Origin of the sequence: Streptomyces sp. NBC_01089, from assembly GCF_045162975.1 — a bacterium.
Taxonomy (GTDB): Bacteria; Actinomycetota; Actinomycetes; order Streptomycetales; family Streptomycetaceae; genus Streptomyces.
Genome location: NZ_CP108660.1, coordinates 5,044,014 through 5,069,181, shown reverse-complemented (window position 1 = coordinate 5,069,181; position 25,168 = coordinate 5,044,014). Strand labels below are relative to the sequence as shown.

Below are 25,168 nucleotides of genomic sequence, written 5' to 3'. Positions count from 1 at the left end.
ACTGGTTACGGTGCGGCGCGGCCGGGACGGCCGGGCCGTCCGGTCAGGCGGCGGTACAGCGACAGCCGCCCGGACACGCCACCCGCACAGCGGGGCGGGTGGCGTGGGCGGGCCACGCGTCGGGAACGGCCGTCGCGAACATGCCCCGGAGATTTCCAGCGCCCTTCCGTCCGCGTCAAGGGCCCTTCGCCTGCCGGACGGTGCGCGGGAGTGGTTGAATCGGCGTCTGCGCGGGGCCTCGGGCCGCACCGCCCCCGCACCCTGAAAGCGCTTCTGAGCAGCGGCTTTTCAGCCAGCCGTACGAGGTGCGCACACCCCGTCGCGAACCGGGCCCCAAACAGCGGCGCGATTTCATGCCGCCGTAACGTTGCGACCGCCCCGGCGGCGCCGGACGAAGGAAGTCCCATGACAGCCGCCCCCCGGATCTCCCGGGCGACCGGTGACGGCCGCCGCGAGGCCAATGCCGCATCGGTGCTGCGCGCCGTGCTCGATCACGGCCCCGTCGCCCGCCGCACCATCACCGAGCTGTCCGGCCTCAGCCCGGCCGCCGTGTCCCGCCAGTGCACCGACCTCGTCCGCCTGGGCCTGGTAAGGGAGTTGCCCGATCTCACGGAGAGCACCGGTGTCGGCAGACCGCAGATCCCGGTCGACCTGCACACCGGGGAGCCGGGCGGCCCGGTGGCGGGCGGTGTCCACATCGGCGTACCCGGTTCGACGTTCGGCCTGCTGGACCTGCGCGGACAGTTGCTGGCCCGGCGGGCGTTCCCGCACGACGGCATCGATCCAGGAGAGCTGCCGCGCCGGATCCGCCAGGGGCTGCGGGCGTTCCTCGACGACACCGCCGGGGGCCGCCGTCTGCTGGGGGTGGGCGCGGCCATCGGCGGGTGGGTGGATCCCGGGCCGGGGACCGTCGTACGGCACCAGGCGCTGGGCTGGCACCAGCGGCCGCTCGCCGCTGAACTCGCCCGTGACCTGGGCGGACTTCACGTACGGATCGACAATCACGCGCGTGCCATCGCCCAGTCCGAGATCCTCTTCGGGCGGCCGGCGGCGCGCCGCAGCCTGGTGCATCTCTTCGTCGGCAATGTGGTCGACGCGGCCCTCGGCATCGCCGGAGTGGTGCACCAGGGGCCCGGGTCGGGCGCGGGTGATGTCGCCCATCTGCCCGTGCCCGATTCCACGGTCGTCTGCCCCTGCGGGCGGTCCGGCTGTCTGGGCGCGACGGCCTCCAACACGGCTGTCGGGCTGACCGCCGTACGGCGCGGGATCGTCCCGGAGCCTGATGTGTTCCTGGTGGTGGACGCGGCGGCGGCCGGTGACCGGCGCGCGGACCGGCTGCTGCGCGAAAGGGCCCGCGCGGTCGGCCGGGCCGCGGCCCTGCTGCTCGATGTCCTCAACCCCGATCTGGTCGTGATCACCGAGAACTCCAGCCTGGTCAACCCCGAGTACCTGGAGGAGATCCGGGGCGCGGCGGTCGACCTGTCCCATGTCTGCGCCGACCCCGAACGGATCGTGATTCCACATGCCGAAACGGCGGTTCTGCCCGTGGCGGCCGGCACGATTCTGCTGAACCCGCTGTTCAGAAGCCCTCTGGCGGCTTTCGGCGCGTAGCCGCGCAGCCGGGTCCTGAGCCGGTCCCGGTATCAGGATCCGGACGGACCGTGTTGACCGCCCGGCGAAGCCACTGCCATATTGCTCCCGTGAACCCGGACATGCGCCTCATCTCCCGCAGGCACGTCGACCTCTGTCGGCAGGCCAGCGCGGTCTGTGCCCCGCGCGGCTGACCCGGACGCTCTCTCCACGGGCCCGTACCGGCTGCCCGTGACCCACCGCTGACCCGGCCCGGCCCGGTCACGCTCCCGGCCGTCCCGGCACCGGGCCAGGACCTCCCGTACCACCGCACCCCCGTACCTCCGCACCCCCGTACCCGTGTGCGCAACTCCCTTCATTCCCGAACCCGTTCGCGCCAGAGCCTCATGACGTACGGCTTACGCCTCACGGCTCGCGGCTCACGCGTCACGGCTCACGGCGTACGGGCCCTGCAAGCGCGCCTGGAACCACTTCGTACCGCTGCGGAAGCAATGCCGCAGCGCGCCCCGCCCCTCACTGTCTCTCACCGCCACAGGCAGGTTTCGATGACCGAGCTCCACCCCTCCATGCCCACCGGGCCGTCCCGCCGCACCGCCCTGCGGGCCGCGGGCGGCGCCACCCTGCTGACGGGGCTGGGTCTTTCGGGCTGCCGCTCCGCGGTCTCGGACGCCTCGTCCGGGACGCAGGGCGCCAGTGCCGCGCCCCGGCGCGGCGGCACCCTCGATGTCGCCATCAACAGCGACTTCACCCCCGGCCTGCTCTTCTCGCAGAGCAACCAGGCCCTCCAGCACCGGCTGATCTACAACACCCTGACCCGGTACGACGACCACCTCACGCCCCAGCCCGAACTCGCCACCTCCTGGACGTACGCCAAGGACGGCCGCAGCATCACGGTCAAGCTGCGCGAAGGCGTCACGTTCCACAACGGCCGGACGTTCACCGCCGACGACGTGATCTTCGCGGTGAAGAATCTGCAGAACCCGGTGCGCGCCGCCCAGTTGCGCAGCACCGCCGCCACCATCACCGGCTTCGAGAAGCGCGGTGACCACGAACTCGTACTGAAGCTCGCGCACCGCGTGAACAACCTCTTCGACCTCTTCGAGTTCATGATCATCACTGATCCCGGCACGGTCGACGACGCCGTCACCGGCAAGAGGCTGATCGGCACCGGCCCGTTCGAGCTGACGAAGTGGAGCCCGGGATCCGGCCTGAGCCTGACCCGGTACGACGGCTACTGGCTGCCGGGACGGCCCTATCTCGACCGGGTGGAAGTGCGGGTGATACCCCAGGCCGACGCGCTGAGTTCGTCCCTGCGCTCCGGCCAGTCCCAGCTCTCCTTCGACGTCCCCGGCAAGAGCCTGGGCACCGTCAAGGCCGACCCGAAGCTCGGCATCACCGACTACGACACCGGCGCCGGCGCGGTCTACCTCGGCGTCAACACCAAGGTCTCCCCGCTGGACGACCGTACGGTCCGGCAGGCCATCGCCTGGGCCGTCGACCGCGACCGCCTCCTCGACCAGGCGCTCGGCGGGTACGGTCTCGCCTCCGCCGCCCCCTGGCCCAAGTCGTCGCCCGCCTTCACCGAGGCACACCGCACCCACTACACCCACAACCCCGGCAAGGCCCGCGAACTGCTCAAGTCCGCGGGACACAAGAGGCTCGAACTGCCGCTGCTGCACATCGCGCTGCCCAGCGACACGGCGATCGCCGAAGCCGTCCAGTACGACCTGAAGCAGGTGGGCGTCGACGTCACGCTGCAGCCCACCGACTCGGCGACCGCACAGAAGAAGCTGATCTCCCAGGGCATGCCGGCCCTGTGGACCATGAACCACGGCTTCGCCCAGGTCCAGCCCTCCACGCTGGCCGTGAGCGCCTATCCGTTCAACGAGGCCAAGAACACCTCCAAGTACCACTCCGCGCACTACACCCGCGTGGTGCGGGAGGCATGGACACAACCGGAGTCGAGCGCGGCGCGGGCGAACGCCCTGCACGACGAGATCTCCGGCATCCTCCTCGACGAGGCGTTCATCATCGACCTCGTCGTCCGCGGACAGATCCAGGTCGCCGCCCGCCGACTGCACGGCGTCGCCCTGAACAAGTTCTCGTACCTGAACCTCGACCACGCCTACCTGGTGTGACATGCGCAGCTATCTGATCCGGCGGCTGCCGTCCGCCCTCCTCGTCCTGGTCACCGCCTCCTTCCTGATCTTCACCATCCTGCGGCTCGTCCCCGGCGACCCCGCGACCACGCTCGCCGGACCCGACGCGGACGCGGCGACCGTCGCCGCGATCCGGGACCGGCTCGGCCTCGACGCGCCGCTGCTCTCCCAGTACGCGCACTGGATCGGCTCCCTGCTCACCGGGGACCTCGGCCCTTCGTACGCGGTCGGCGGCCGGACCGCCGACCTGATCGGCCACGGCCTCGGCGCCACCACCGAACTCACCCTGGGCGCCCTGCTGTTCGTGATCGTGCTCGGTACGGCCTTCGGCATGCTCGGTGCCACGGCGCGCAGCCGGTGGATCCGCAGCGCGGTGCGGGTGACGACGACCGCGGCGCTCGCCGTGCCGCCGTTCGTCAGCGGGGTGCTGCTCGTGTGGCTCTTCGCGGTGAGCCTCCGCGTGCTGCCCCCGGGCGGCCGGGTCGCCTTCCTCACCGCCCCCGACCTCGCCGTGCAGTATCTCGTGCTGCCCGCGCTCTGCCTGGCGCTGCCGAGCGCCGCCGTACTCGGCCGCTACCTCGAGGACGGCATCGAGCGCGCGCTCGCCGAGGACTTCATCCGTACCGCAAGGGCGGCCGGGGTCGCACCGCGCCGGCTGCTGTGGCGGCACGCGCTGCCGAACGCCCTGCCGCCCGTGGTCACCCTGCTCGGCATGCAGACCGGCCAACTGCTCGGCGGAGCCGTACTCGTCGAGGCGATCTTCGCCTGGCCGGGCCTCGGCCAGCTCGCCGAACAGGGCCTCACCCTCCGCGACTACCCGGTCGTCCAGGACCTCCTGCTGCTCCTGGTCGCCGTCTTCGTCCTCGTCCAGCTGCTCACCGACCTCGTGTACGCCTGGGTCGACCCCCGGATCAGGTGGGAGTAACCGCCATGAGCTCAACCGCCGACCTCCACCCGACCGGCCCCAACGGCCCGCGTCTCCCGCCTGACCCGGACCTCTCCGCCGGGCCGGCCACCGGCCACTCCGCCACCGGCCCCGCGGGCCACTCCCCCGCAGGCCACTCCCCCGCGAGCCCGCGCCGTCCGGCCCGCAGCCGTCATCCGTACCGCGGCGCGCTGTCCACCGTCCGCGGCCGCACCGGTCTCGTCCTGGTCGGCGCCGTCGTCCTGGCCGGGCTGCTCGCCCCGCTCATCGCCGGGCACGGGCCCACCGACCAGAGCGGCCAGAGCCTCGCCGGGCTCGGCACACCCGGCCACCCGCTGGGCACCGACGACCTGGGGCGCGACCTGCTCAGCAGGGTCCTGTACGGGATCCGGGCCGATCTCGGCATCATCGCGATCGCGGTCCCCGGGGGCGCGGTGCTCGGCTGCCTGTTCGCCCTCGCCGCCGCGGCGCACCCGGCCGCCGACACCGTCGTCCAGCGCGTCTTCGACCTCGTCCTCGCCTTCCCCGGCCTGATCCTGGCCCTCGCGATCACCGCGATCCTCGGCCCGGGCAGGCTCCCCGTCATCCTCGTCATCGCGCTCGCCGAGGTCCCGGCCTTCGGGCGGCTGCTGCGCGGCAGCATCCTCGTCCAGCGGGAGCAGGAGTACGTCACGGCCGCCCGGGTCGGCGGCAGTTCGGGCCGCCGGGTGCTGGTCCGGCACATCCTGCCCAACGCCGCCGACCCGCTCATCGTCCAGATCGCGGTGTCGCTGAGCGTCGCCGTCTTCATCGAGGGAGCGATGAGCTTCCTCGGGGTGGGCGTACGGCCGCCCGCGCCCACGCTCGGAGCCGTACTGAGCCAGGCCATGCCCTATCTCGCCCAGGCCCCCACCTTCGCGGCAGGTCCGCTGATCACCGTGACCGCTCTCGTCCTCGGGCTCTCACTCATCGCCGAGGCGCTCAACAGGGAGATACGCCGATGACGGCCCAGGAAGCCCAAGCAGCCCAAGAAAATCAAGAAGTTCAGGCAGCCCAGGCAGCTCGGCCGGCTCAGGCAACTCAGGAAGCCCAGACAGCTCAGACAGCCCAGGACCTGCTCCAAGTCCGCGATCTCGGCGTCGAGTTCACCTCGCCCGAAGGACCGGCCCTGCGCGCCGTGCGGCATGTCTCCTTCGACCTGCGCCGCGGCGAGACACTCGCGGTCGTCGGCGAGTCGGGCTCCGGGAAGTCCACCACCGCGCTCGCCCTGACCCGGATGCTGCCGGGCACCGGCCGCATCACCACCGGCTCGGTCCGGCTGGCCGGGCAGGACCTGGTCACCGCGACCCAGCGGGAACTGCGCGCGGTGCGCGGCGCCCGGATCGGCATGATCTTCCAGGACCCGATGACGGCGCTGAACCCCGTCCTGACGGCCGGCCGCCACCTCGACGAGGTGCTCCGCGCCCACGGCAACCGCGACCGGGCCGCCCGCAGGGCCCGCACCGTCGAACTCCTCGACCGGGTCGGCATCCCCGAACCGCACCGCCGCGCGGACGACCACCCGCACCAGTTCTCCGGCGGCCAGCGCCAGCGCATCCTCATCGCGATGGCCCTGGCGGGCGAGCCCGACATCCTGCTCGCCGACGAACCGACGACCGCCCTCGACGCCACCGTCCAGGACCAGATCCTGACCCTGCTGGCCGACCTCAACCGGGAGACCGGCACCGCCCTGGTCCTCATCACGCACAACATGGGCGTCGTCGCCCGCGCCTGCGCCCGCGTCCTCGTCATGTACGGCGGCACCGTCGTCGAGGACGGCCCCACCGCCGAGGTGCTCGCCCGCCCCCGCCACCCGTACACCGCAGGTCTCCTCGCCGCGGTGCCCCGGCTCTCCGCCCCGTCCGGCACCCGGCTCACCGGCATCCCCGGCAGCCCGCCCGACCTCACCCTGCTCGGGGACGGCTGCGCCTTCGCCGACCGCTGCGCCTTCGCCGAGGCCGGCTGCCGTACGCAGACACCGGCGCTCACCCCGCTCCCGGGCGGGGTACGGGCCGCCTGCCCGCCCGCCGCCCGTCGCACCGAACCCCTGACCACCCCCGCCGCGCCCGCCCGCATCGACCGCCCCGCGCCGGGGGCGACCGTCCTGGAGGCCGAGGGACTGCGCAAGACGTACCAGGGGCGCGGGGTCCGTGGGCGCCGCTTCACCGCGCTCGACGGGGTGTCCCTGACGCTCGCCGCCGGCGAGACCCTCGGCATCGTCGGCGAATCCGGCTCAGGGAAGTCCACGCTGGCCCGCGTCCTGGCCCACGCCCACCCGGCGGACGGCGGCACCCTGCGGCTGCGCGGTGCGGACGTCACCCGGCCGTCGCGCCGCGAGCTGCACGCGGTGCGCCGGCAGGTCCAGATGGTCTTCCAGGACCCGTACGCCTCGCTCAACCCCCGGATGACGGTCGGGCAGATCGTGGCCGAGCCACTCGTCGCCTTCGGCATCGGCGACCGGGAGGAACGGGAGCGGCGGGTCGCGGGACTGCTGCGCAGGGCGGGACTCGACCCGGCGGTGGCCGACCGCTATCCCCGCGCGTTCTCCGGCGGGCAGCGCCAGCGCATCGGCATCGCCCGTGCGCTCGCCCCCGAACCGTCCGTCCTCATCTGCGACGAACCCGTCTCCGCGCTCGACGTGTCCGTACAGGCGCAGATCGTCGGCCTCCTCACCGACCTCCAGCGCGACCTCGGCCTCGCCCTGGTCTTCATCGCGCACGACCTCGGAGTGGTCAGGCAGGTCAGCCACCGCATCGCGGTGATGCACCAGGGGCGGATCGTGGAGAGCGGCAGCGCCGACGAGATCTGCGAGCGCCCCCGCGACCCGTACACCCGGGCGCTGCTGGCGGCGGCGCCCGATCCCGTACCCCTGGGGGAGCACGCGCGGCGCAGCGAGGTCCCGGCATGACCGCGCCACCACCCCGCGCCCCGGACCGCACCACTGCCACTGCCCGGCCGAGCACCCCTGCCCGGCCGCATTCCTCTCCCCGGCCCCACGCCTCTCCCCGACCCACGACGACGGAGTCCACACGCCCATGAGCACCACGACCCGACGCGACCCGTACGACGGCTTCCCCGGCCGGATCGGCCGTACCTTCGCCGCATCGGAGCCGGCCTGGCCCCCGCGCGCCACCCCGCCGGAGAAGGCCCCGAACATCGTGGTCGTCCTCGTCGACGACATGGGCTACAGCGACATCGCCCCCTTCGGCTCCGAGATCGCCACGCCCACCCTCACGTCCCTGGCCGACGAGGGCGTACAGCTGACCAACTACCACACCATGCCGCTGTGTTCACCGGCCCGCGCCGCGCTGCTCACCGGCCTCAACCCGCACCGGGTCGGCTATGCGATGGTCGCCAACTCCGACCCCGGCTTCCCCGGCTACGGCATGGAGATCGCCGACGACATCCCCACCCTCGCCGAACTGCTCCACGACTCCGGCTACGCCACGTACGCCGTCGGCAAATGGCATCTGGTCCGCGACTCGGCGTCCAACGCGGCGGACGACCGGAACAACTGGCCGCTGCGCAAGGGCTTCGACCAGTACTACGGCGTGCTGGAGGGCCTCACCAGCCTCTTCCACCCGCACCAACTGGTCCGCGACAACAGCCCGCTGGACATCGACGAGTTCCCCGACGGCTACTACTACACCGACGACATCACCGACCAGGCCATCTCCATGGTGAAGTCGCTGCGGGCCCACGACCCCGACAAACCGTTCCTCCTCTATCTGGCGCACAACGCCGTCCACGGCCCGCTCCAGGCCAAGGAGGAGGACATCGCCCGCCACCGGGGCCGCTACGACGAGGGCTGGGACGTCCTGCGCGAGCGGCGCTTCGCCGCACAGCTCGCCGCCGGTCTCTTCCCGCCCGGCACCGAACTGCCCGAGCGCAACAGCGAGGCCGGACTCGACGTCCCCGCCTGGTCCGACCTCACCGACGAGCAACAGAAGCTCTACGCCCGCTATATGGAGGTGTACGCGGCGCTCGTCGACAACATCGACCAGAACCTGGGCCGGCTCACCGACACCCTCGAAGCCCTCGGCGAACTCGACAACACCATCATCGTCTTCACCTCCGACAACGGCGGCACCGGCGAGGGCGGCGCCGAGGGCACCCGCTCCTACTTCAGCCGCTTCGTCCACCACCCCGCGCTGCCCGGCGACTGGACCCCGGACGTCGACCGCGACCCCGGCCTGATCGGCGGCCCGCGCAGCCTGGTGCACTACCCGCGCGGCTGGGGCATGGCGTCCAACACCCCGTTCCGCCTGTACAAGGGGCACACCTACGCCGGCGGGGTGCGGGTGCCGTTCCTGCTGTCGTGGCCGCGGGGCGCCCGCGAGGGCCGGCTCACCCCCGGGCTGCGCACCCAGTACCAGTACGTCACCGACGTCGCCCCGACCCTGCTGCGGCTGGCCGGCGTCGAGCGGCCGGCCGAGCGCCGCGGCGCCCCGGTCCAGGAGGAGGACGGGGTCGGCTTCACCCCCGTACTCGCCGACGCGGAGCACCGGTCCACCCACCCCGAGCAGTACTGCGAGATGACGGGCAACCGCAGCTACTACCGCGACGGCCACAAACTCGTCACCCTGCACCGCCCCGGCACGCCCTACGACGACAGCGAGTGGGCACTGTACGACATCAGGACCGACCCGACCGAGATCCACGACCTGGCCGCGGACCGGCCCGCCCTCGTCAAGGAACTGTCGGCGGCCTGGGAGACCGCGGCCCGGCGCAACGGAGTCTTCCCGCTGCCCGACGGCAGCGGCGCACTCGCCCGCCGCAACCCGGCGGAGCGCCGGCTCTCGCGCCCGCTGACCCTGCTGCCCGGCACCCCGGAACTGGAGCGCTACCGGTCGTCGCGGCTGACCGCGCTGCGCTCCTTCGAGATCACCGTGGCGGTCGACGAGGCGGGCGACGGGGTGCTGGTCTCGCACGGCGACCAGGGCGGCGGCTACAGCCTGTACGTGGAGGACGGCCGGCTCCACTTCGCGTACAACGAGTACGGCGTGCTGCACGAGACCGACGCCGGCCCCACGGGCCCGGGCGAGCACCTGATCGTGCTGGCGGCACGGGCCGAGCCGGGCCTGCGCTGGGCGTTCACGGTGAGCGTCGACGGCGAACGACGGGCCGCACCGCCCAGCGTCCACCAGCTCATCGGCATGGCCCCGTTCCAGGGCATCAGCGTGGGCCTGGACCGCAAGTCCCCGGTCTCCTGGCCGCTGTACGAACGCCACGGCGCCTTCCGCCACCGCGGCCGGCTCCGCTCGGTGACCTACCACCCGGGAGAACCGGGACCGGACTCCCCGGAGGCGGTGGCCGCGGCACTGAAGGAGGCGGCGGCCGCATTCGAGTAGGACCACGGGCGTCCGTGACGGCGCCGCAGACGTCTGCGGCGCCCCCGGAACGACGAAATCCCGGTCGGACGGAAACCGTCTGACCGGGATTTCATGAACCGCTCCGGGACGAACCCGGAACCGGTCCTTGCGGTGGACCTGTGGGGATTTGAACCCCAGACCCCCTCGATGCGAACGAGGTGCGCTACCAGACTGCGCCACAGGCCCTTGCAACGAGTGAAACTCTAGCACCCCGTCCGGGGTGCTCGGAAATCCGCTCCCTCGCTGGTCACCGGTGCCCGCCCCGGCCGGTCACTCATTGGCCGCGCGCGGCCGGTCCTCGTCCTCGTACTGGTCGAAGAGCGGTGTGCGGCCGCGCTCGCGGGAGCGGCGGGACGACGGGCTCTGCCGGTCCTGCGCGGGGGCGGGATCCGGGGCCTCGTCCGACGTCGGCTCGGGCACGCTGGACGAGCGGGCCGAGCTCCAGGTGTCCGGGGCACCGAGATCGATGCTGCCCGGCGCGCGGGGCGCGACCGGCGCAGTGACGTACGTCGGCAGCGGCACCGGGACGGGCTCCCAGCTGTCGCCGTGGTCACGGCCGCGCTCGCGCTGCTGGTCGACCCACTCCGCGTGGTCGGTCTGCTCGACCAGGGCGCGGCGCCCGGCCTCCTGCGCGGAGACGGCAGGTGCGGGCTCCGGCTCGGGGTGGCGTGCGTCGGCGTCCGCGCGCTGCTCGGCCGCGCCCGCGCCGGGGCGGCGGGGGCGGTTCTCGCGCAGCCGCTGCGCGGCGGCCTCGGCCCTGCGCCGGTCCATCGTGAAGGCGAAGCGGCGCCGCTCCTGGGTCCGCAGATACACGATGTACGTGCTCAGCAGCAGCGCGGGCGCGGCGGGCGCCCAGAGGAAGCCCAGGCCGCCGACCGCGGCGACGACCGCACCGACGGTGAACGCCACGAAGAGCAGCACGGTGGTGCGTCTGCGGCGTGCGAGCACTTTCAGGCGCCGGGCACGCTCGGCGGCCGGACTGCTGACGGGCCCGGCACGGCGCGCCTTCGGGGCGGACCGCCCCCGGCGGGCCGCCTGCTCCGCCCTGCCATCGGGACGCGCCGCATCGGGCGAATCAGCCGGGTCCGCCGAATCAGCCGGAGACACGGCGAAGGACCGGACGTCGACGGAACTCGGGGAATCCGTCGCACTGTCCGGCACCGCATCGTCGGGAACACCCTCACCGGCTGCGCGCTCCTGAAGCTCCCTGGCGTACCGGCGCTCCATTCCCGCCCGTCCGGACAGCAGCCGGATGGCGGTGCTGAAGCGTTCCGTCGGACGGGCCTCGTTCAGCTCGTCCTGCCTGCGGAGCCACATCGGCACCAAGTAGGCGGCCCAGGCCCCGACGATGACTGCGTAGATGAGGCCACTGCTGCTCACCCTCACACCGTAGAGGGGTCCGCATGGGGCCATCTGCCAATTGGCCCGGTGTGTCGCACGATCCGGCTGATATCTCGAACTTTTTTTGTGATTGTTCGGATCAACAGTCTCCGAATGTGGGCGTGTTCACTTCGGATGAGGTCCGATTGGGCAGCAATTTCGAACACTTATTTTATTTACGGGGTCTTCCCGCGCCTTCCGAGCAGCTCACGCTCTGCTCACGGTCAGTCCACGAACAGCCTCATGGCAGCTTCGGTGTCGTGCCGGGACGCGCCCGGCGCCATCTGTTGAGCAGCCCGTCCGGGACTTCCTCGGCGGTCAGCGCGAAGACCAGATGGTCGCGCCAGCCCCCGTCGATGTGCAGATAACGCGGCCGCAGCCCCTCCTCGCGGAATCCGAGTTTCTGCACCACCCGCCGGCTCGGTTCGTTCTCCGGGCGAATGCAGACCTCGATGCGGTGCATACCGACCGTACGGAAACAGTGGTCGACGGCGAGCGCCACCGCGGTCGGCATGACGCCGCGCCCGGCGACCTCCCGGTCGACCCAGTAGCCGACATGGCCCGAGCACATCGAGCCCCAGGTGATCCCGGCCACGGTCAACTGGCCGACCAGCCGCCCCTGGTACTCGATCACGAACGGCAGCATCCGCCCGGCGTGTGCCTCCGAGCGCAGGTGGCGGACCATCTGACGGTAGGTGGGGCGCTGTGCGACCGGGCCGCCGGGGGCGGGCGGCGGAACGGTCGCCTCCCAGGGGCGCAGCCAGTCGCGGTTGCGCCGGTTCACCTCGCGCCAGATCTTCTGGTCCCGCAGTTTTATGGGGCGGAGGGCGATGGGGCCTTCTGCCAGTTCCACGGGCCACGGTGAGAGGTTCAGCTCATGCTCCCGGCGGGTCTGGGGTGGTCGCCGCCCCGGATCTGGTCCACGGCGTGCACCAGCAGCCGTCCGAGTACGGCGAGTCCGTCGCGGACCCCGCCGGTCGAGCCGGGGAGGTTGACGACGAGGGTCGTGCCGGCCAGGCCGGCGACGCCCCGTGAGAGTGCGGCGGTCGGGACCTTGGCCAGCCCTTCGGCGCGGATCGCCTCGGGGATGCCCGGGATCTCGCGGTCGAGGACGCGCAAGGTCGCGTCGGGGGTGCGGTCGGTGGGTGAGATGCCCGTACCACCGGTGGTGACGATGACGTCGTACGCCGCCGCGACCCCGGCGCGCAGCGCCTGTTCGACCGGGTCGCCGTCCGGGACGACCTGCGGTCCTTCGACCGTGAAGCCGAGTCCGGTGAGCGCATCGGCGATGAGCGGGCCGCCCCGGTCGGCGTACACCCCGGCCGACGCGCGGTTCGACGCCGTCACCACGAGCGCGGTGTACGGCCGGGCCGCAGGAGCCTGAGCGGACGGCGTGGACGGCGTGGACGGCGTGGACGATGTGGACGGCGTGGCCCGGCCGGACGAGGTCGCCCGAGTGGCCTGAGTGTGCGGGGTGGCGTCGGGGGTGTGCGGGGTGTTCATGCTCCCGATCCCTCCGGGGCCGGGCGGCGGTAGGTGCCGGACTTGCCGCCGGTCTTCTCCTCGACCCGGACGTCGGTGATGACCGCCCCCTTGTCGACCGCCTTCACCATGTCGATCACGGTGAGCGCGGCGACCGTGACGGCCGTCAGCGCCTCCATCTCGACACCGGTGCGGTCCGTGGTCTTCACCGTGGCGGTGATCTCGACCGCCTCGTCCGTGACGCTCAGGTCGAGCTTCACCCCGGAGACCGCCAGGGGGTGGCAGAGCGGGATCAGGTCCGGGGTCCGCTTGGCCCCCATGATGCCCGCGATCCGGGCGGTGGCGAGGGCGTCTCCCTTGGGGACGCCCTCGCCCCTGAGCAGTTCGACGACGTACGGCGAGACAAGGACCCGTCCGCCCGCTCGTGCGGTGCGCGCGGTGACGTCCTTCTCCGAGACGTCGACCATACGGGCCGCGCCCGCCTCGTCGATGTGCGTGAGCCCTTGCTGCGTACTCATTGCTGTGGTGCTCCCGGTCCGGCCTGTGTGGTCAGACACGGTACCGCCACAGCGCCGCCCTCAGCCCAGGAGGACCACTTCCAGCTCCGTGCCGGGCTCGGCCAGGGCGGTGTCCTCGGGGATCACGATCAGGCAGTCGGCGTGCGCGAGAGCCGCGATCAGATGCGATCCGGAGCCCCCGACCGTGCTGACGGTGCGCTTCTCCGCGTCGTACCTGCCGCGCAGGAACTGGCGCCGGCCGACGGGCGAGCTGATCGCCGCACCGGTCTCCAGGGTGGCGCGGACCGTCGGACGGCGCACTTCCCTCATGCCCATCAGGGCGCGGATCGCCGGGCGCACGAACAACTCGAACGAGACATAGCTGGATACCGGATTGCCGGGCAGCGCGAGCAGCGGGGTGTGGTCGGGGCCGATCGAGCCGAAGCCCTGGGGCTTGCCCGGCTGCATCGCCAGCTTGCGGAAGTCGATGCCGCTGCCGTGCACGTCCTGGTCCCCGACGGACGACAGCGCCTCCTTCACCACGTCGTACGCGCCGACGCTGACGCCGCCCGTGGTGACCAGGATGTCGGCCCTGATCAGCTGGTCCTCGATGGTGGCGCGCAGCGCGTCGGCGTCGTCGGTGATCGCTCCGACGCGGTACGAGATGGCGCCCGCGTCCCGCGCGGCCGCGGCCAGGGCGAAGCTGTTGGAGTCGTAGATCTGGCCCTCGGCGAGCACCTCGCCCGGCTGGGTCAGCTCGCTGCCGGTGGACATGACGACGACGCGCGGGCGCGGGCGGACCCGCACCGAGCCCCGGCCGATCGCGGCCAGCAGCCCGATCTGCGGCGGGCCGAGCACCGTACCGGCTTCGAGTGCGAGGTCGCCGGTGTGGACGTCGCTGCCGCGCTCGCGTACATGCGCGCCCGGCTCGGCCGAGCGGTACACACGGACCTCGCCGCTCGCGCCCTCCGGCGCTCCGCTGGCGGCCCGCATGGTGGTGGCGGTTCCCCCGCCGGTGCCGCCGTCGGTCCACTCGACCGGTACGACGGCCTGGGCTCCGGGCGGCAGCGGGGCGCCCGTCATGATGCGGGCGGCCTGCCCCGGCCCCACCGTGGGCAGTTCGGCCAGGCCGGCCGCCACGTCCCCGATGACCGTCAGCACGGCGGGGAACTCCTGGCTCGCGCCCTCGACATCGACCGTACGGACCGCGTACCCGTCCATCGAGCTGTTGTCGAAGGGCGGCAGCGAGACCTCGACCATGACGTCCTCGACGAGGACGCAGCCCTGCGCGTCAGGCAGTTGCAGCTCGATCGGTTCGAGTGGACGTACTGCCGCGAGGATGTCGTCCAGATGCTCGTCCACCGACCAGATCGGGGTGTTGCTCACGTGCTACATCTCCTCGGTGACATAACGGCGAAGCCAGGCCCTGAAGTCCGGGCCCAGGTCTTCACGTTCGCACGCGAGTCTGACAATGGCACGCAGATAGTCGCCCCGGTCGCCGGTGTCATAGCGGCGGCCCTTGAAGACGACGCCGTGCACCGGACCCCCGGCCTTCTCGTCGTGGGCGAGCTGCTGGAGGGCGTCGGTGAGCTGGATCTCGTTGCCGCGGCCCGGCTCGGTCTTGCGCAGTATCTCGAAGACCGCGGGGTCCAGGACATAGCGGCCGATGATCGCGAGGTTGCTGGGGGCGTCGGCCACGGCGGGCTTCTCGACCAGGTCGGTGACCTTGACCACGTCGGACTCGCCGGTGGGCGCCACGGCGGCGCAGCCGTACAGATGGATCTGGGCCGGCTCGACCTCCATGAGGGCGACCACGCTGCCACCCTCGCGCTCCTGGATCTCCACCATGCGTGCGAGCAGCGGGTCACGCGGGTCGATCAGGTCGTCGCCGAGCAGGACCGCGAAGGGCTGGTCACCGACGTGCGGGGCCGCGCACAGCACGGCGTGGCCCAGCCCTCTGGGGTCGCCCTGGCGGACGTAGTGCATGGTCGCGAGGTCGCTGGACTCCTGGACCCTGGCGAGCTTCTCGGCGTCGCCCTTGCGGGTGAGCGCCGACTCCAGCTCGTAGTTGCGGTCGAAGTGGTCCTCCAGCGGACGCTTGTTCCGACCGGTGATCATGAGTACGTCGGAGAGACCGGCCGAGACCGCCTCCTCGACGACGTACTGGATGGCCGGTTTGTCCACCACAGGCAGCATCTCTTTGGGCGTGGCCTTGGTGGCCGGCAGGAACCGGGTACCGAGGCCCGCTGCCGGAATGACAGCCTTGCTGATCCTGGGCGGCAACTGAGTCATGCGTAGCACCCTATCCGCTGATATCTGGGCGGAAGATGATGCTCCGGTTAATAGATCCTCATACCCGAGGTGACGAGAGGATGACGGACTTCTCATGACGCCCGCACACTTCGACAAACCGTCTCTGCGGCGGCAACTCCTGGCCGCACGGGCCCTCCTGTCCCCCGAGGACGTCGCGGCGGCTGCCGCGGTTCTCGCCGGTCACGCCGTCGCGCTCCCGGAGCTCGCGCGGGCGCACACCGTCGCGGCCTATGTCTCGGTCGGCCGTGAGCCGGGCACCCGCCCGCTCCTGGACGCGCTGCGCGCCCGCGGGGTCCGGGTGCTGCTTCCGGTGCTGCTGCCCGACAACGACCTCGACTGGGGCGCGTACCGGGGCGCGGACTCGCTGGTGCCCGCCGGGCGCGGGCTTCTGGAGCCGGCCGGCGCACGGCTCGGCGTACGCGCGGTGCTCGAAGCCGACGCGGTCCTGCTGCCCGGACTGGCCGTCGACGGGCGGGGGATGCGGCTGGGGCGCGGCGGCGGCAGTTACGACCGGGTGCTCGCCCGGCTCGCGGGGGCGGCAGCGCACCCCGCCCTGGTGGTGCTGCTGTACGACAACGAGGTGGTCACGCGGGTCCCGGAGGAACCGCACGACCACCCCGTGCACGCGGTGGTGACCCCGGCGGGCATCCGCCGCTTCAACGCCTGAGCCGCCGCCGGGTCAGCGCCCGGGCCGGCCCGGAAGCCGACCCGGGCCGGCCCGACGCCGCCCGTGTCACGGCTTGAGCACCAGGGTGTCGACCGTGCTTCTGTCGACGGCGGCCTTGCTGAACGACCAGCCCAGCAGTTCGCCGTTGGCCCACTTGCTCTCCTGATCGGTGTAGTGCGCGCTGTACGCGTGCCCCGACTCACCGGTCAGGTTGATCCACTGCGACTTGTCGAGATCCTTGAGGTTCACGACCATCCGCATCGACGGGACCCAGACGACTCCGTACCCGCCGGCCGCGTTCCAGCCGGTGGCGTCCACCGCCGCCTCGCCGCCGCCCAGGTTGAACGGGCCGCGGTTGAGCATCCACTGGAGGATGCCGGGGCCGTCGGTGCCGAGCGTCTGGTTCTTGAGCATCAGCTGGTGCAGCCGGCCCCAGTTCCAGGTGTCGACGTCCTTGCCGAGCTTGGCCGTCAGCTCCCAGCGGGCGTCCTTCATGGCCCGCGCGAGCAGCTGGTCACGGTTGTGGGTGGCCCCGTCGAGGCGGGTCTTCGGCGTCTTCCACCAGTCGCTGTCCGGCTTGTCGAGCAGCTTGCGCACGACCTCGAACCACCGGTCGCCGCCGTCCGGCTGCGCCGAGTCGGCCGAGCGCTCACCGCACTCCCGTACCAGCTTGTCCTGTTCGTCGGCGGGCCCAGCCGCGCTGTTGGCGGGCGGCACATTGAGGCACTGGCCCTCCACCCGCAGCTCCTTGGGCAGCTTGTTGCCGAAGGCCAGTTTGAGGATGTTGCGCCAGACCGCGTTGAAGTACGCGGCGGCGGCCGAGTCCGACTCCTGGGTGTAGTCCCAGCCCTCCAGGAGCTTCTGCGCCTGGCGGACGTACGGGTCCTTGATGTTCAGCTTCAGCAGCCGCGGGGTCAGCAGCTTCGCGATCTCGCTGCTGTTGTCCAGCTGCATCTTCTGCATGTCCTCGGTCGAGATCTTCCCGCCGTCCTTGGTCTTCGACTCGATGAGGTCGGTGATCCGCCGGCTGCGGGTGCCGTAACCCCAGTCGTCGGTCAGCAGGTACGGGTACTTCTTCGGGTCGATCACGGCCTGGTTGGCGGTGACGATGTAGCCGCGCTTCGGGTTGTACTCGTAGGGCAGCTTGTCGAAGGGGATCGTGCCCTTCCACTGGTACTTGGAGTCCCAGCCGGGAGCGGGCATCGTCCCGTCGTACCCGTTGGAGCGGATCGGGATGGTGCCGGGCGCCTGGTAGCCGATGTTGCCCTGGGTGTCGGCGTAGATCAGGTTCTGCGAGGGGACGTCGAAGTCCTTGGCGGCGGCGCGGAAGCCGGTCCAGTCCTTGGCCTTGTCGAGGTCGAAGACCGCGTCCATGGAGTTGCCCGGCTGGAGCGCCGTCCACTTGAGTGCCACCGCGTAGCCCGCGCCGCGGTCCGGTGCGGCCGAGGTCACCGGGGCTTTCTGGCCGACCTTCGCCAGTTCGGTGTCCCGGTCGGAGACCAGGGGGCCGTTGTTCGTCTCTCTCACGACGATCTGCCGTGACTTCCCGCCGGCGACCTTGATGGTCTCCTTGCGGGTCGTGAAGGGCTTCTCCTCACCGTCGTAGAGATAGCCGTTGTCGGTGACCTTCTCCAGATAGAGGTCGGTGACATCGGCGCCGAGGTTGGTGAAGCCCCAGGAGATGTTCTGGTTGTGCCCGATGATCACGCCGGGCATGCCGGAGAAGGTGTAGCCCGCCACGTCGTAGTGGCAGTTGCTGTTGACGGTTCTGCAGTGCAGGCCCATCTGGTACCAGAGGGACGGCAGTTGCGGCGCCAGGTGCGGGTCGTTGGCCAGCAGCGGCTTCCCGGTGGTCGTCAGCTTGCCCGAGACCACCCAGGAGTTGGAGCCGATGCCGCTGCCGCTCGGGCCGAGCAGCGTCGGGATCTTGTCCAGGGTGTCCGAGAGCGAGGAAAGCTGCGACTGCACACCCTCGACCGCGTCGCCCGCGGTGTTCGAACCGCCCGTGACACCGCCCGGGTTCGCGTCCTGGTCGAACTTGCCGGTGACCGGGTCGATGCCGCCCTGCTGCACGATCGGCTTGTTCCGGCTGTACGGGTAGGACGGGTACAGGTCGCTGATCTGCTGGGCGCTGAGCCGCGACGTCATCAGGGAGCGGTCGATCTCGTCCTGCATGTTGCCGCGCAGGTCCCAGGCCATCGCCTTGAGCCAGGCCACCGAGTCGACGGGCGTCCAGGCTTCGGGCTTGTAGTCGTTGGTGAGATTCAGGGCCGCGTACTCGACGGAGATCTGCTTGCCGTCCTTGCCCTTCAGATACGCGTTGACCCCGGCCGAGTACGCCTGGAGGTTCTTCTTCGTCTCCGGCGACAGCTTGGTGTCGTACTCCTGCTGCGCGACCCGGTGCCAGCCGAGGGTGCGCAGGAAGGAGTCGGTCTTGACCTGGCCTGAGCCGAACATCTCGGAGAGCCGGCCGGACGTCATGTGCCGCCGGACGTCCATCTCGTAGAAGCGGTCCTGGGCCTGGACGTAGCCCTGCGCACGGAAGAGGTCGGCGTCGGTGTCCGCGTAGATCTGCGGTACGCCGTAGCTGTCGCGCTTGACGTCGACGCTGCCGGAGAGGCCGGGGACCTTGATCTCACCGGTCGTCTGCGGAAGGGACGCCCGCACGGTGCTCACGCCCCAGTACGTCCCGTACCCGATGCCCGCGACGAGCGCCAGCACCACGACGATCACGATCAGCCTGGCGCGACGCCCTTTCTTCCTGCGGGATTTCGTGCCGGAATTCGTGCCGGAAGGGGCGGCTGTGGTGGTGGCGGCGGGCATCGCTGTCCTTCGAGGGGCAGGGTGGTCTGTAGGTCCGACGGAGCGCTGGAGCAACCATAGGCGCAGCGCTCGGGCGCCAGGGACCTGGTATCCCCACCGCCATCGCACAAGTAAGCGAAGCGTCAAGGAAGCGTCAAGGATTAGGTAGGGTAACGAAGTAACTGCAGGCGTACGAGGGAAGGAACGGCCACTGACTGTCCACCATCTCAACGAGCTCCTGCTGATCTGCTCGCTCGTCCTGCTGATCGCCGTGGCCGCCGTGCGCATCTCCTCCCGCAGCGGCCTCCCCAGCCTGCTCCTCTATCTCGGCATCGGGATGGCCATAGGCCAGGACGGCATCTTCAACGTCAAGTTCGACAACGCCGAGATGACGCAGGTGATCGGCTACGCCGCCCTGGTCGTGATCCTCACCGAGGGCGGTCTCGGCACCAAGTGGAAAGAGATCAAGCCGGTCCTGCCGATGGCCGTCGTGCTGTCGACGGTCGGCGTCGCGGTGAGCGTGGGGATCACCGCCGCCGGCGGGCACTATCTGGTCGGTCTCGAATGGCGCCAGGCCCTGATCATCGGAGCCGTGGTGTCGTCCACCGACGCCGCCGCGGTCTTCTCGGTGCTGCGCAGGGTGCCCCTGCCGTCCCGGATCACCGGTGTGCTGGAGGCCGAATCCGGCTTCAACGACGCCCCGGTGGTGATCCTGGTCATCGCGTTCTCGACGGCCGGTCCTGTCGACCACTGGTACGTACTGATCGGCGAGATCGCCCTGGAGCTGGCGATCGGCGCCTCGATCGGGCTCGCCGTGGGCTGGCTCGGCTCGTGGGGGCTGCGCCATGTCGCGCTGCCCGCGTCCGGTCTCTACCCGATCGCCGTGATGGCCATCGCGATCACGGCGTACGCGACCGGCGCCATCGCGCACGGCAGCGGGTTCCTCGCCGTCTACCTGGCGGCGATGCTGCTGGGCAACGCCAAACTGCCGCACTGGCCGGCCACCCGCGGATTCGCCGAAGGGCTCGGCTGGATCGCCCAGATCGGCATGTTCGTCCTGCTCGGTCTGCTGGTGAGCCCGCACGAGCTGGGCAGCGACTTCTGGCCCGCGGTCATCGTCGGCCTGGTCCTGACGATGGTGGCGCGGCCGGTCTCCGTACTGCTGAGCCTGGCGCCGTTCCGGGTGCCCTGGCAGGAACAGACCCTGATGTCGTGGGCCGGGCTGCGCGGAGCGGTGCCCATCATCCTGGCGACCATCCCGATGGTGTCCGGGATCGACGGCAGCTCCCGGGTCTTCAACATCGTCTTCGTGCTCGTCGTCGTCTACACCCTGGTGCAGGGGCCGACGCTGCCCTGGCTGGCCAGAAAGCTCAGCCTCGGCAAGGGCGCCGACGCCGCGGCCGACCTGGGCATCGAATCGGCGCCGCTGGAACGGCTGCGCGGGCATCTACTGTCGGTGGCGATCCCGGAGAAGTCCCGGATGCACGGCGTCGAGGTCGGCGAACTGCGGCTGCCCAAGGGCGCGGCGGTGACCCTGGTCGTCCGGGACGGTACGAGCTTCGTACCGCAGCCGTCGACGGTGCTGCGGCGCGGGGACGAACTCCTGGTGGTGGCGACCAATCCGGTGCGCGACGCGGCCGAGGCACGGCTGCGGGCCATCGGCCAGGGCGGCAAGCTGGCGGGCTGGCTCGCCGACGGCGGCATCAACCGCCGGTAGCGGCAGCGCTCTGGCCTGTAGCGGCACCGCTCTCGTCGGCAGCAAGCACCACTCGCCAGTAGCGGTACCATGAACCGAATCGGTTCTGACCCGATCGACTTGATTGACCTGATTGACCTGATCGACCAACTCTGCCTGATGCAGAGCTGGCGCGACCGTATGGCGGTCGAGGCACCCACGTCGCGGTGCGTGCGCGGTATCCGCGCAGGTGTTCCGCACGACGAAACGGCCCGGCCTACCGCAGTTCCGCGCAAGAGGACAGCTCTCGGCAGCTCCCGTACGCATGCCTCCGCATGCCCGTACGACCAGGGGAGCGCCACCAGGCGGCAGAAAGGCTAGGCCGTGGTGTCCACGGTCTCCGAGACCCGTCCGGGGTACGGGCAGTTGCTGCGCACACCTGGCGCATGGACGTTCCTGCTGCCCGGTTTCGCCGCGCGGCAGCCCTTCGCGATGCTGACCATCGGCATCGTGCTGCTGGTGCAGCACACGACGGGGTCGTACGGCAACGCCGGCATCGTCGCCGCTGTGACGGGTGTCTCCATGGCGCTGTTCGCGCCGCAGAGCGGGAAGCTCGCCGACCGCTTCGGACAGCGCGCGGTGCTGTTCCCCGGCGTCCTGGTGCACACCGCTTCGGTGGTCGCCCTGACGGTCCTCGCGCTGGCGGGCGCCCCGCTGTGGGCGCTGTTCATCGCCGCTGTGCCGACCGGTGCCTCGGTACCGCAGGTCGGCCCGATGGTCAGGGCCCGCTGGGCCGCGAAGCTGGAGGGCTCGCCCCTCATGTCGACGGCCGCCGCCTTCGAATCGGTGACGGACGAGTTCACCTTCGTCATCGGCCCGGTGCTGACGACCGCGCTGTGCACCGGGATCCACCCGGCGGCCGGGCTGATCACCGAGGCCACGCTGACCCTGATCGGCGGTCTCGTCTTCGCGGCGCAGCGCCGGACCCAGCCCGCCGTCCGCGTACGTGACAACGACCACACGTCCGTACGGCACGTCTCCGCGCTGTCGGTTCCCGGTGTACGGGTGCTCGCCATCGCGTTTCTCGGGATCGGCGCGGTGTTCGGCGGCATGCAGGTCTCACTGACCGCGTTCGCCGAGGAGATCGGGCAGCCCGGAGTCAACGGTGTGCTGTACGGGGTCTTCGCCGCGGGCAACATGCTGGCCGGCATCGTCTGCGGAGCCGTCGCCTGGAAGACCGGGCCGAAGTTCCGGCTGCTCGTCGCCTACACGGCGCTGGCCATCACGGCATCCGGGCTCTGGGCGATGCACACGGTTCCGCTCATCGCGGGCCTCGGACTCCTGGTCGGCCTGTGCATCGCACCCGCGCTGATCAGCGGATACACCCTGGTGGACACGCTGGTGCCGACTTCGGCACGCACCGAGGCGTTCACCTGGCTGACCGGTTCGGTGGCACTGGGACAGGCCGCGGCCGTCTCGGTGGCGGGCGAGCTGACAGACGCGTACAGCTCAAGTGCCGGGTTCCTGGTGCCGATGGGCGGAACGGTCCTGGCCCTGCTCACCCTGCTGGCACTGCGGTCCCGGCTGACGCCGCGCGACGCGGGACCGGGCCTGGAAGCGGAGCCGGCCTCGGCGACGGCGACGGCATCCGCGTCCGATGCGGCATCGGGTCCGGAATCGGATCTGGCGTCGGATGTGGCGTCGGATGTGGTGTCCGGCCGGGGCATCAAGCGTGGCGCGCGGCGTGGGATCGGTCACCGAGTGCCCGTCTCAGTGGACTGATCCAGCGGAATACGTCACTATAGAGCGTCGTTAGCACTCACTGAGTGAGAGTGCCAGGAGGAGCAAGTGCCGACCTATCAGTATCAGTGCACCGAATGCAGCGAGGGTCTCGAGGCGGTGCAGAAGTTCACCGATGACGCCCTGACCGTATGCCCGAGCTGTGATGGACGCCTGAAGAAGGTGTTCTCGGCGGTCGGCATTGTCTTCAAGGGCTCGGGGTTCTACCGGAACGACAGCCGTGGCTCGTCATCGAGCAGCACGGCGGCGTCCGCGAAGTCCACCGGTTCGTCGTCCTCGTCGGACTCGTCCTCGGGTTCGTCCAGCTCTTCCGGTTCCTCGGGCTCTTCGGGTTCCTCGGGTTCCGACGCGAAGGCCGGTGCCTCGAAGTCGGCCGGTTCGGCGTCGTCCTCGTCATCGAGCAGCTCCTCCAGCGGCAGCTCGGCCGCCTGATAGCGCTTTCCCGGAAACCCCGCCGTCGGTCGACGGTGGGGTTTCCGTTGTGTCCGGGGCACCCAGGGCGTCGGGGGCGGGTCCTGAGCCCCGGATAGTGTGACCGGCATGGTGAATGTGGCGAACTCGGCAGACCGGGCGACCGCGGGGCGTACCCCGGCCCTGACAGCGGACATCGGGGTCATCGGCGGCTCCGGCTTCTACTCCTTCCTGGAGGACGTGACCGAGGTCGAGGTGGACACCCCGTACGGGAAGCCGAGCGACTCCCTCTTCCTCGGTGAGATCGCCGGCCGCCGGGTGGCGTTCCTCCCCCGGCACGGACGCGGCCACCATCTGCCCCCGCACCTCATCAACTACCGGGCGAATCTCTGGGCGTTGCGCTCCGTGGGCGTACGGCAGGTGCTCGGCCCGTGTGCGGTCGGCGGTCTGCGGCCGGAGTACGGGCCGGGGACGCTGCTCGTCCCGGACCAGATGGTGGACCGGACGAAGGCGCGCCCGCAGACGTACTACGACGGTCAGGTGCGGCCGGACGGCAGCATTCCGAACGTGGTGCATGTGTCGCTGGCCGACCCCTACTGCCCCGCGGGCCGCAAGGCAGCGCTCGCGGCGGCGCGGGGGCGGGAGTGGGAGCCGGTGGACGGCGGGACTCTGGTCGTCATCGAGGGGCCGCGGTTCTCCACCAGGGCCGAATCGCGCTGGCACGCGGCGATGGGCTGGTCCGTGGTGGGTATGACCGGGCACCCGGAGGCGGTGCTCGCCCGCGAACTGGGGCTCTGCTACACGTCGATGACGCTGGTCACGGACCTGGACGCGGGGGCCGAGGCGGGCGAGGGCGTCTCCCACGACGAGGTGCTGACGGTCTTCGCCGCCAATGTGGACCGGCTGCGCACGGTCCTCTTCGACGCGGTGGCGGGGCTGCCCGCGGAGCAGTCGATGGCCTGCCACTGCGCGCGGGCGCTGGATGGGGTGGACCCGGGGATCACGCTGCCTTGAGGGGCGGGCGGTTCAGGCACTGCTGAGCCCGGCTGCGGATGGGCAGGCGCGGGTGAGCCAGGCACCGCTGAGCGGCTTCGGGTGAGCAGGCGCGGGTGAGCCAGGCATCGCTGAGTGCGGCTACGGATGAGCGGGAGCGGCGAGCAGAGGCGGTTGAGCGGCTGCGGGTGAGCGGGTTGTCCACAACTGGCGAGTAGTCCACAGCTCTCAGCGGGACGCGGCGGAAGGCCGGATGGTGGGAGGCGCTCGACCCGGACTCCTCTCACCAGGCGGTGGTTGTCATGATCCCCATGCCCGTACCGGTCGTTTCCGCGCCCGAGCCGCGCGGAGTGCCCCCGTTCGCCCCGCTCCGGGTGCGCCCGGGACGGCGCCGTGTGCGGCGGGCCCTTGGCCGATGGCGCCGGACGGCGGTGGCGGGGCTGATCCTCATGGCTGCCGCCCTGGCCGCCTGGGCCCCGCGGGACGCAGGGGGCGCGGAGCCCCCGCCCAGCGCCAAGGCCGACGCCCGGGCGGATTCTCGGGCCGGCACCACGTCGGGCGGGGCCGCCGCCGTCCGGGCCCGCGGACCGGGAGCCCCGGCGGCCTCGGGCCCTGCTGCCATGGTGTCCGCGCCGGTACGTATCGCCGACGCGGCGACCGTACGGCTGCTGGCCCCCGGCGACCACGTCGATGTCATCGCGGTCGGTGACACGTCGGCCGACGGCACGTCGACCGACCACACATCGACCGACGACACATCGACCGGTGACCCCTCGGCGGGATCCGGCCGACCGGGGAGCGCCCGCGCGGCACGGGTGATCGCGACGGGAGCCCGGGTGTCCGACGTACCGGATGCGGCAGACATGAGAGACACGGATGCCGCGGGTGACCCCTCTCCCGGCTCCGGTGCCCTCGTCGTCCTCAGGGTGCCCCGCTCGACGGCGACCGCGCTGGCAGGCGCCGCAGCCACGTCGAAACTGGCGGTGACACTGTGCTGAAATCAGCGTCGGCTTCCGCGCCAATTAGTACTGATGCCCAGTCATGTACCCAACAGGGGCAGGGTAATTGGACAGTTTCGTGGCGC

Annotated in this window: 19 protein-coding genes, 1 tRNA gene and 1 pseudogene; 13 read left to right on the top strand and 8 right to left on the bottom strand. The window is 71.2% G+C overall.

Annotated features, from left to right (window positions below; genetic code table 11):
• Positions 1–405 precede the first annotated feature (405 nt).
• The 7 genes from OG510_RS22795 (at position 406) to OG510_RS22765 (ending at position 10,043) form a co-directional block, all read left to right on the top strand.
• Complete coding sequence (locus OG510_RS22795; protein ID WP_406139163.1) at positions 406–1,611, top strand: ROK family protein; 1,206 nt, start codon at positions 406–408, stop codon at positions 1,609–1,611.
• Between the two features lie 101 nt (positions 1,612–1,712).
• Positions 1,713–1,784, top strand: coding sequence for a putative leader peptide (locus OG510_RS22790; protein WP_401970791.1), 72 nt, complete (start codon positions 1,713–1,715; stop codon positions 1,782–1,784).
• Positions 1,785–2,135: 351 nt separating this feature from the next.
• The gene (locus OG510_RS22785) at positions 2,136–3,728 is read left to right on the top strand and encodes an ABC transporter substrate-binding protein (RefSeq protein ID WP_406139161.1); all 1,593 of its coding nucleotides are present in this window, start codon (positions 2,136–2,138) and stop codon (positions 3,726–3,728) included.
• 1 nt (position 3,729) lies between these two features.
• Positions 3,730–4,674, top strand: coding sequence for an ABC transporter permease (locus tag OG510_RS22780; protein WP_406139160.1), 945 nt, complete (start codon positions 3,730–3,732; stop codon positions 4,672–4,674).
• Positions 4,675–4,679: 5 nt separating this feature from the next.
• The gene (locus tag OG510_RS22775) at positions 4,680–5,657 is read left to right on the top strand and encodes an ABC transporter permease (protein ID WP_406139159.1); all 978 of its coding nucleotides are present in this window, start codon (positions 4,680–4,682) and stop codon (positions 5,655–5,657) included.
• Entirely contained in the window at positions 5,654–7,600 is a 1,947-nt protein-coding gene (locus OG510_RS22770) for a dipeptide ABC transporter ATP-binding protein (RefSeq protein ID WP_406139157.1), read from the top strand. The genes OG510_RS22775 and OG510_RS22770 overlap by 4 nt, the downstream gene beginning before the upstream one ends.
• Positions 7,601–7,727: 127 nt before the next feature.
• Complete coding sequence (locus tag OG510_RS22765; protein WP_406139155.1) at positions 7,728–10,043, top strand: arylsulfatase; 2,316 nt, start codon at positions 7,728–7,730, stop codon at positions 10,041–10,043.
• A gap of 133 nt (positions 10,044–10,176) precedes the next feature.
• Here the strand turns inward: OG510_RS22765 and OG510_RS22760 are convergent.
• From OG510_RS22760 to galU, 7 genes are all read right to left on the bottom strand, one after another.
• Positions 10,177–10,250, bottom strand: a tRNA-Ala gene (locus OG510_RS22760).
• Between the two features lie 84 nt (positions 10,251–10,334).
• A complete protein-coding gene (glpR, locus tag OG510_RS22755; RefSeq protein WP_406139153.1) occupies positions 10,335–11,444 on the bottom strand; it encodes a gephyrin-like molybdotransferase receptor GlpR in 1,110 nt (369 codons plus the stop codon).
• Between the two features lie 241 nt (positions 11,445–11,685).
• On the bottom strand, positions 11,686–12,297 hold the full coding sequence (locus OG510_RS22750; RefSeq protein ID WP_406139152.1) for a GNAT family N-acetyltransferase: 612 nt from the start codon (positions 12,295–12,297) through the stop codon (positions 11,686–11,688).
• A gap of 17 nt (positions 12,298–12,314) precedes the next feature.
• A complete protein-coding gene (locus tag OG510_RS22745; protein WP_406142491.1) occupies positions 12,315–12,794 on the bottom strand; it encodes a molybdenum cofactor biosynthesis protein B in 480 nt (159 codons plus the stop codon).
• Positions 12,795–12,943: 149 nt separating this feature from the next.
• Entirely contained in the window at positions 12,944–13,444 is a 501-nt protein-coding gene (moaC, locus tag OG510_RS22740; protein WP_406139150.1) for a cyclic pyranopterin monophosphate synthase MoaC, read from the bottom strand.
• Positions 13,445–13,504: 60 nt separating this feature from the next.
• Positions 13,505–14,809 (bottom strand): gephyrin-like molybdotransferase Glp, encoded by a 1,305-nt coding sequence (glp, locus tag OG510_RS22735; RefSeq protein ID WP_406139148.1) that lies wholly within the window; start codon positions 14,807–14,809, stop codon positions 13,505–13,507.
• Between the two features lie 3 nt (positions 14,810–14,812).
• Entirely contained in the window at positions 14,813–15,715 is a 903-nt protein-coding gene (gene galU / locus OG510_RS22730; RefSeq protein ID WP_406139146.1) for a UTP--glucose-1-phosphate uridylyltransferase GalU, read from the bottom strand.
• 94 nt (positions 15,716–15,809) lie between these two features.
• Here galU and OG510_RS22725 point away from each other — a divergent pair, with 94 nt between their 5' ends.
• Complete coding sequence (locus OG510_RS22725; RefSeq protein WP_406139144.1) at positions 15,810–16,403, top strand: 5-formyltetrahydrofolate cyclo-ligase; 594 nt, start codon at positions 15,810–15,812, stop codon at positions 16,401–16,403.
• 66 nt (positions 16,404–16,469) lie between these two features.
• On the opposite strand, the gene OG510_RS22720 is transcribed toward OG510_RS22725, so the two are convergent.
• Positions 16,470–19,226 carry a penicillin acylase family protein gene (locus tag OG510_RS22720; protein ID WP_406139142.1) on the bottom strand — a complete coding sequence of 919 codons (2,757 nt, stop codon included), beginning with the start codon at positions 19,224–19,226 and terminating at the stop codon, positions 16,470–16,472.
• Between the two features lie 190 nt (positions 19,227–19,416).
• Between OG510_RS22720 and OG510_RS22715 the strand changes: the two genes are divergently transcribed.
• From OG510_RS22715 to OG510_RS22695, 5 genes and pseudogenes are all read left to right on the top strand, one after another.
• Positions 19,417–20,922 carry a potassium/proton antiporter gene (locus tag OG510_RS22715; protein ID WP_406142490.1) on the top strand — a complete coding sequence of 502 codons (1,506 nt, stop codon included), beginning with the start codon at positions 19,417–19,419 and terminating at the stop codon, positions 20,920–20,922.
• 342 nt (positions 20,923–21,264) lie between these two features.
• A pseudogene (locus OG510_RS22710) lies at positions 21,265–22,485 on the top strand (MFS transporter); the annotation flags it as partial.
• Between the two features lie 243 nt (positions 22,486–22,728).
• Entirely contained in the window at positions 22,729–23,112 is a 384-nt protein-coding gene (locus tag OG510_RS22705) for an FmdB family zinc ribbon protein (protein WP_406139141.1), read from the top strand.
• Positions 23,113–23,220: 108 nt separating this feature from the next.
• Positions 23,221–24,105 carry an S-methyl-5'-thioadenosine phosphorylase gene (locus tag OG510_RS22700; RefSeq protein WP_406139139.1) on the top strand — a complete coding sequence of 295 codons (885 nt, stop codon included), beginning with the start codon at positions 23,221–23,223 and terminating at the stop codon, positions 24,103–24,105.
• A 428-nt stretch (positions 24,106–24,533) separates the two neighbouring features.
• Positions 24,534–25,082, top strand: coding sequence for an RcpC/CpaB family pilus assembly protein (locus OG510_RS22695; protein WP_406139138.1), 549 nt, complete (start codon positions 24,534–24,536; stop codon positions 25,080–25,082).
• Positions 25,083–25,168: the final 86 nt, after the last annotated feature.